Raw genomic sequence first — 7,478 nt, forward strand, 5'->3', positions numbered from 1 at the left:
CCGGCCTGGCGGAAGAACTCCATGGTGCGGAAGCCGAGACCGGTGGCGCGCGGGTGACGGCCTCGGCGAGCGCCAGCACCCGCCGCGCGTTGTCGACGTGCAGGTTCTCGATCATCCGGCCGTCCACCGTCACGACGCCGCGGCCGTCCTTCTGCGCTTCCTCGAAGGCCTCGATGATCCGCCGCGAGCGGTCGATCTCCTCCTCGGACGGCGCGAAGATCCGGTTGCACGGCTTGACCTGCGCCGGGTGGATCAGCGTCTTGCCGTCGAACCCGTACTGCCGGCCCTGCTCGCACTCGGCTTCGAAACCGGGCAGGTCCTTCACGTCGTTGTAGACGCCGTCGAGGATGACCTTTCCGGTCGCCCGGGCGGCCAGCAGGCACAGCGAAAGCCCGCCCAGCAGCGGCCCGCGGCCGGGGACGAACTCCGCGTGCAGCTCCTTGGCCAGGTCGTTCGTGCCCATCACCAGCACGGTCAGCCGTTCGGAGGCCGCCGCGATCTCCTCCGCGTGCAGCATCGCGACCGGCGTCTCGACCATCGCCCAGATCTTCGTGTGGTCCGGCGCCCCGCCGAGCTCCAGGGCCCGCTCGATGTTGTGCACCTCGGCCGCCGAGTTCACCTTCGGCACGACCACCGCGGCCGGGCCGGCGGCCGCGGCCGCGCGCAGGTCGGCGTCGTGCCACTCGGTGTCCAGGCCGTTGACCCGGATCGTCACTTCCTTGGCACCGTAGTCACCGACCGCCGCGCAGACGCGGTCGCGCGCGGCTTCCTTGGCGTCGGGGGAGACGGCGTCCTCGAGGTCGAGGATCAGCGCGTCCGCCGGGATCGTCTTGGCCTTCTCCAGCGCCCGCTCGTTCGCGCCGGGCATGTAGAGGACGGAACGCCTCGGCTTCAGCTCGGTCATCCGAGGGCCTCCTTGGTGGCCGCGTCGTAGGCCGCGGCGAGTTCGGGGTCGTCCGCCGCGAGGGCGTCCGCCAGTTCGGCGACCACGCGGCACTGCTTCACCGACGCGTCGTCCTGCATCTTCCCGTCGATCATCACCGCGCCCGTGCCGTCGCCCATCTCGGCGATCACCCGGCGCGCCCAGGCCACATCGGACGGCGAAGGCGAGAACACCTTCTTCGCGATGTCGATCTGCACCGGGTGCAGGCTCCACGCGCCGACGCAGCCGAGCAGGAACGCGTTGCGGAACTGGTCCTCGCACGCGACGACGTCGCGGATGTCCCCGAACGGCCCGTAGTACGGCAGGATCCCGTGCATCGCGCAGGCGTCCACCATCCGCGCCACCGTGTAGTGCCAGAGGTCCTGCTGGTAGGTCGTGCGGCCCGCGGTCAGGTCGTCGCCGGTCGGGTCGGTGCGCACCAGGTAACCCGGGTGCCCGCCGCCGACCCGCGTCGTCTTCATGCGCCGGCTCGCGGCCAGGTCGGCCGGGCCGAGCGAGATGCCCTGCATGCGCGGGCTCGCGCCGGCGATCTCCTCCACATTGGCCACGCCGCTCGCCGTCTCGAGGATGGCGTGCACCAGCAACGGCTTCGTCAGGCCCGCCCGCGCTTCCAGCTGGGCCAGCAGCCGGTCGACGTAGTGGATGTCCTGCGCGCCCTCGACCTTCGGCACCATGATGACGTCGAGCTTGTCGCCGATCTCGGTGACGAGGGTGATCAGGTCGTCGAGCACCCACGGCGAGTCCAGGCTGTTGACGCGCGTCCACAGCTGCGTCTTCCCGAAGTCGTGGGCCTTGGCGATCGCGACCAGCCCGGCGCGCGCGGCCTCCTTGCGGTCGGCGCGCACGGCGTCCTCGAGGTTCCCGAGCAGGACGTCGACCTTCTTCGCGATGTCCGGCACCTTCGCCGCCATCTTCTCGTTGCCGGGGTCGAAGAAGTGGATCATCCGGGACGGCGTCACCGGGATCTCCCGCACGGGCGCGGGCGCGCCCAGGGCGAGCGGGGCGAAGAAGTCCTTCGGGGAGCGCATCGGTCCTCCACGGCGGGCGGCTAAGTGACTGGTCGGTAACTTTAGTCCCGCGCGCGCGGGACCGCTGCGGTGCAAGTCACCGCCATGTGGGTGACGGCGGACAACCGCAGCTCAGCGACCCACGTCCACTGTGGATTTTGCCGTTGTTGCGCCATCCGGGCTAGTCGGATCGGGTTTGGCCGGTTCTGCCGCGGGTAATCGCCCGTTGCCGGACCGTAATGCCACTCACCTCGCGATCACTCGGTTGGCCGCACCGTTCGACCGAAGTCCGATGACCGCCTACCGACCGGTCATCGACCGCTGGGCGCCGCCGATCGCAGCCACTCGCACTACCCGGCGACGCCGCGCCGCCGCGCTGTTAGACAAGTGAGGTGCCGGTTTCCCCCGGTCACGAAGCGGTGCAGGTTAGAAGGAGGCGGACTCGTGGCGGCTACACCTCAGAACACCGAGCGCTCGACGGTCGCCGGTGGCGCGAAGCGCAGCCGGTCGATGCCGAGCCGCGTGGTGCCGCCGATCGAGCTCCCCGCGAGCGTCGACGAGCTCGCCCGCGCCGCCGCCGCCCAGCTCGGCTGGAACGGCGTCGTCCTCCCCGAGATCACGATCCTCGGCCGCAAGGTCTGCGTGGTCGCCAAGCTCCGCACCGACGTGCACGCCGAACGCATCGCGATGGGTGCCGGCCCGGTGGCCGACCGCGCCACCGTCGACACCTGGACCTGGCCGGAGCTGGCCGGAACCGCCCCCGCCCCGGCCGCCGAGATCGTCGGCGTCCTGGCCGTCGCGCGCCACTGGCGCACCGCGATGGCCTCCGCGGTTCCGTTCGCCCGCTACGGCGAGGCCGCGATGGTCCTCCCCTCCCCGGCGGTGCTGACCGAGGACTACGTCGGCAACTGCCTGCCGCGCGCCCGCGCGTACGGCCTCGCCGTCGTGACCGCCGACCCGAACGCGGTCGTCGACCTCGACCTCGAGGGCCGCACCGAGCGCGTCGTGCTCGCCGAGGACCCGGTCTCCCGCCTGGTCAACGAGCTGGTCTACGACCACCTGCTCCGGACCGCGGAGGCGCCCGCTTCGCACTAAAGTCGGCTCCATGCGAGTCGTCATTGCTGGTGGACACGGTCAGATCGCGCTGCGGCTCGAGCGGCTGCTCGCCGCGCGCGGTGACGAAGCGGTCGGCATCATCCGCAACCCCGCCCACGCGGCGGACCTCGAAGCCGTCGGTGCCCAAGCCGTCGTGCTCGACCTGGAGAACTCCGATGTGGACGCCGTCGCCGAGGTGCTGAAGGGCGCCGACGCCGCGGTCTTCTCCGCGGGCGCGGGCCCGGGCAGCGGCACCGCCCGCAAGGACACTGTGGACCGGGGCGCCGCGGCGCTGTTCGCCGAAGCGGCCGAGCGCGCGGGCGTCCGGAGGCACGTCCAGGTCGGGTCCATCGGGGCCGACAACCCGGAGAACCCCGACGTCACCGAGGAGTTCCGCCACTACCTGCGCGCCAAGCGCGCGGCGGAGGACGACCTCAAGGCGCGCGATCTGGACTGGACGATCCTCCGGCCCGGGTCGCTCACCGACGACCCCGGCACCGGCCTGGTCCTGCTGGCCGAGCGGACCGGCCGCGGCCCCATCCCGCGCGACGACGTCGCCGCGGTGCTCGTCGGCCTGCTCGAGACGCCGGCTTCGGTGCACCGCACCCTGACGCTGATCTCGGGTGAGGACGCCATCGGCGAGGCGATCGCGGCGCTGTGATCACCCAGGCATCGAGAGAGATCGCCGTCTTCAGCGGCAGCGCGCACCCCGAACTGGCCGAAGAGATCTGCGAGCACCTCGGCGTACCGCTGCGGCCGGTCGAGATCCAGCGGTTCGCCAACGACTGCCTCGAGGTGCAGCTCCAGTCCAACTGCCGCGAGCGGGACGTGTTCATCATCCAGCCGCTGGTCAAGCCGGTGCAGGAGCACCTGGTCGAACTGCTCCTGATGCTCGACGCGGCCCGCGGCGCCTCGGCGTCCCGGATCACCGCCGTGATCCCGCACTACTCGTACGCGCGCTCGGACAAGAAGGACGCACCCCGCATCTCCATCGGCGGCCGGCTGGTCGCCGACCTGCTGGTGACGGCCGGGGCGAGCCGCGTGCTCGCGATGACCCTGCACTCGCCGCAGGTCCACGGTTTCTTCAGCGTCCCGGTGGACCACCTGCACGCGCTGCAGGAGCTGGCCAAGCACTTCCGCCAGTACGACCTTTCGCGCGCCACCGTCGTCTCACCCGACCTGGGCAACGCGAAGGAGGCATCGCACTTCGCGCGCCTCCTCGGCGTCCAGGTCGCGGCCGGCGCGAAGGAGCGTTTCCCGGACGACCGCGTCCAGATCACCTCGGTGATCGGCGAGATCACCGGCCGCGACGTGATCGTGCTCGACGACGAGATCGCCAAGGGCAGCACGGTGCTCGAACTGCTGGACAGGCTGGCCGAGCTGCACCCGCGCTCGATCCGCGTGGCGTGCACGCACGGGCTCTTCGCGGCGAAGGCCATCGAACGCATCGGCAGCCGGCCGGAGGTGCTGGAGATCGTCTGCACCAACACGGTCCCGGTGCCGGAGGAGGAGCGCACCGAGAAGCTGAAGATCCTCTCGATCGCCCCGGCGATGGCCGAAGCCATCCGCCGCATCCACAACGGCGAATCGGTGTCGGCGTTGTTCTGAGCGCGGGTCAGCCGAAGTTCTGGTGCTCGCCGCGGTACGTCGGGACCGTTCGCTCCACCCGGTCGCCCAGCACCAGGTGGTAGTGGGTGAACCGCTCCGCCAGCTCGCCCGCCTTGGCGTGCCGCAGCCACACCCGGTCGCCCAGCTTCAGGGTCCGGGCGGCCCGGCCCGTCACCGGCGTCTGGACTTCGCCCGCGCCCTCGAAACCGAGGAACTTCAAGCCCTTGGGCAGGTACGGCTTGGGCTGGCGGGACGGACCGGTCGGGCCCGAGGCGATGTACCCACCCGAAAACAGCGTCGCGATGTTGCGGGTCGGGCGCCGGACCACCGGCAGGGCGAACAACGCTGCGGGGCGGGGCTTGAAGCGGGTGTAGCCGTCGAACAACGTCGGTCCGATCAGGCCCGAGCCCGCCGCGATCTCCGTCACCACCGCGTCCGCGCCCGTCGACTCGAGGCTGCCCGTTCCGCCTCCGTTGACGAACTCCAGGGGCGTCACGGCCTCGACCGCCCGGACCGCTTCGCCACGGCGGCGGGCCAGCTCGGCCGCCGACCGGCGCTGCATCCAGCCCACCACCGCCTGGTTCAGGCGCGGGCCGGCCGCGTCGCCGAGGCCCGCGATCTGGCCTTCGTACGCCATCACGCCCACCAGGCGGAAGCCCGGCCGGGTGACGATCTGCCGGGCGAACGTCGAGGCCTGCTTCGGCGTGAACACCGGCGACCGCCGTGTGCCGACGTGGACTCCCGGGAAGGGGCGCCAGGAGGCGTCCAGCTCCAGGCAGACGCGGATCTCGGGGTGGTTGTGGCCCAGGGCGGCGTCCACCAGGTCGAGGTGAGCGGGCGAATCCACCATGATCGCGATCGCCGCGCGGGCCTCGTCCGAGGCGGCCAGGCGGCGAAGGGCTTCGTGGTCGGCCGTCGGGTAGGCGACGACGATGTCATCGGTCGTGCCCTGCTCGACGTGCCAGACCGCTTCCGCCAGCGAGTAGCACATCAGGCCTTCGAAACCCGGCATCGTCAGCACCCGCTGCAGCAGTGCCCGGCACCGGACCGACTTGCTGACCACGCGGATCGGCTTGCCCGCCGCGCGGCGGCGGAGGTCGGCGGCGTTCGCGTCGAAAGCCGCCAAGTCGACCACGGCCAAGGGGGGATCGAGGTCCTTGGTCGCCAAGTCGTACACCGTCGCACTGGTCACGAGGTCTAAAGTACGACACGAAGGCTTGAAACGCGAATACTATTCACTTACTGTTTCGGCCATTCACGGATGAAGGGTGCGCGCGCATGACCCGGTGGACCAACTGGGCGGGCACGGCGTCCGCCTCGCCGCAGCACGTTCACCAGCCGCGCACCACGGCCGAAATCGCGGCGACGGTCGAAAGCATCGCCGTGGCCGGCCGCACCGTGCGTCCGTGGGGCAGCGGGCACTCCTTCACCGCCATCGCCGCCGCCGACTCCGACGCGCTCGACCTGCGGTACTGGACCGGCGTGGAGAAGGCCGACCTCGAGACCGGGCACGTCACCGTCCGCTCGGGCACCACGCTCCGGGAGCTCAACGCCGCCCTCGACGCACTCGGGCTGGCCATGACCAACCTCGGGGACATCGACGCACAAACCGTCGCCGGCGCGATTTCCACCGGCACCCACGGCACCGGCGCCAAGCTCGGCGGCCTTGCCACCCAGGTCGTCGCGCTCGAGCTCGTCCTCGCGGACGGCTCGGTCGTCACCTGCTCGGCGGCCGAAAAGCCCGACCTCTTCGCCGCGGCCCGCGTCGGACTCGGCGCGCTCGGCGTGATCACCACGGTGACGCTGAAGTGCGAGCCGTCCTTCGTCCTGCGCGCGCAGGAGCGGCCGGAGCCGCTGGAGCAGGTCCTCGAAGGCTTCCACGACTTCGCCGACGAGAACGAGCACTTCGAGTTCTACTGGTTCCCCTACGGCAAGAACGCCCTGGTCAAGCGCAACAACCGAACCGAGACGGCGCGGCCGCTGAGCAAGGTCCGCGAGTTCGTCGACTACCGGATCATGGAGAACGTCGCGTTCGGCGGCCTCTGCCGGACCGGGCGGCTGATGCCGAAGCTCGTGCCGTCGCTCGGCAGCTTCGCTTCCAACGTTTTGAGTGCACGCGAGTACAGCGACCTCTCGCACCGCGTCTTCGTCACCGCGCGCAACGTCCGCTTCACCGAAACGGAATACGCTGTTCCACGTGAATCAGTGCTCGACGTGCTCGCCGAACTACGGGCGGTAGTGCCGACGCTGAAGCACCCGGTGATGTTCCCGGTCGAAGTCCGCGTCGCCGCCGCCGACGACATCTGGCTGTCGACGGCCCAGGGCCGCGACTCCGCCTACATCGCCATCCACCAGTTCATCGGCATGCCGTACCGCGAGTACTTCAGCGCGTTCGAGAAGATCGCCGGCGCCGTCGGCGGCCGCCCCCACTGGGGCAAGATGCACGACCTCGACGCCGGCACCCTCCGCACGCGCTACCCCCACTTCGACGACTTCCTGCGCGTGCGTAAGGAAACCGACCCGAGCGGGGTCTTCAGCAACACGTATCTGGACCGGGTACTCGGGCCGGCTGTGTAGCGGATATCTCCGCGCAGCAGTTGGCCCGCCACCCCGAAGCCGCGATTGTCACTACGGCCGGTGGTACCGCGTCAAGGCGGGAAAGCGTGCCTTGACCCGGCACCACCGGCCGTGTTTCGGCTTCGGATCGGGGCGGCGGGGCAGGCCTGGGTGGGGTGCAGGTCTGGGCGTCCGCGTGCCGTTCGGGTCGGCCCGCGGTGTCGCGAATGACTCATTCGGGACGTGCGAGGTCCCGAATGAGTCATTCG

7 protein-coding genes are annotated in these 7,478 nt (G+C 70.7%); 4 read left to right on the plus strand and 3 right to left on the minus strand.

Annotated elements, in window-relative coordinates:
* Together ACWDN5_RS45640 and ACWDN5_RS45645 are read right to left on the minus strand one after the other, a co-directional pair.
* Positions 1 to 904, minus strand: a 904-nt coding sequence (locus ACWDN5_RS45640; RefSeq protein WP_449680669.1) for an HpcH/HpaI aldolase/citrate lyase family protein, incomplete at its 3' end; no start/stop codon positions are given.
* Positions 901 to 1,971, minus strand: a complete 1,071-nt coding sequence (locus ACWDN5_RS45645) for an HpcH/HpaI aldolase/citrate lyase family protein (RefSeq protein WP_310968276.1) — start codon at positions 1,969 to 1,971, stop codon at positions 901 to 903. The genes ACWDN5_RS45640 and ACWDN5_RS45645, both read right to left, overlap by 4 nt.
* 423 nt (positions 1,972 to 2,394) lie before the next feature.
* Here ACWDN5_RS45645 and ACWDN5_RS45650 point away from each other — a divergent pair, with 423 nt between their 5' ends.
* The 3 genes from ACWDN5_RS45650 to ACWDN5_RS45660 are packed head-to-tail and all read left to right on the plus strand — an operon-like array spanning position 2,395 to position 4,653.
* On the plus strand, positions 2,395 to 3,045 hold the full coding sequence (locus ACWDN5_RS45650) for a hypothetical protein (RefSeq protein ID WP_310968275.1): 651 nt from the start codon (positions 2,395 to 2,397) through the stop codon (positions 3,043 to 3,045).
* Positions 3,046 to 3,055: 10 nt separating this feature from the next.
* The gene (locus tag ACWDN5_RS45655; RefSeq protein WP_310968274.1) at positions 3,056 to 3,706 is read left to right on the plus strand and encodes an SDR family oxidoreductase; all 651 of its coding nucleotides are present in this window, start codon (positions 3,056 to 3,058) and stop codon (positions 3,704 to 3,706) included.
* The gene (locus ACWDN5_RS45660; RefSeq protein WP_310968273.1) at positions 3,703 to 4,653 is read left to right on the plus strand and encodes a ribose-phosphate diphosphokinase; all 951 of its coding nucleotides are present in this window, start codon (positions 3,703 to 3,705) and stop codon (positions 4,651 to 4,653) included. The genes ACWDN5_RS45655 and ACWDN5_RS45660 overlap by 4 nt, the downstream gene beginning before the upstream one ends.
* A gap of 7 nt (positions 4,654 to 4,660) precedes the next feature.
* Here the strand turns inward: ACWDN5_RS45660 and ACWDN5_RS45665 are convergent, their stop codons facing one another.
* Positions 4,661 to 5,845: an amino acid deaminase/aldolase gene (locus ACWDN5_RS45665; protein WP_310968272.1), complete on the minus strand. Its 1,185-nt coding sequence runs from the start codon at positions 5,843 to 5,845 to the stop codon at positions 4,661 to 4,663.
* Positions 5,846 to 5,931: 86 nt separating this feature from the next.
* Here ACWDN5_RS45665 and ACWDN5_RS45670 point away from each other — a divergent pair, with 86 nt between their 5' ends.
* Positions 5,932 to 7,230 carry a D-arabinono-1,4-lactone oxidase gene (locus tag ACWDN5_RS45670; RefSeq protein ID WP_449680670.1) on the plus strand — a complete coding sequence of 433 codons (1,299 nt, stop codon included), beginning with the start codon at positions 5,932 to 5,934 and terminating at the stop codon, positions 7,228 to 7,230.
* The last annotated feature ends 248 nt before the right edge of the window (positions 7,231 to 7,478 follow it).

The organism is Amycolatopsis sp. NPDC003731 (assembly GCF_053586895.1).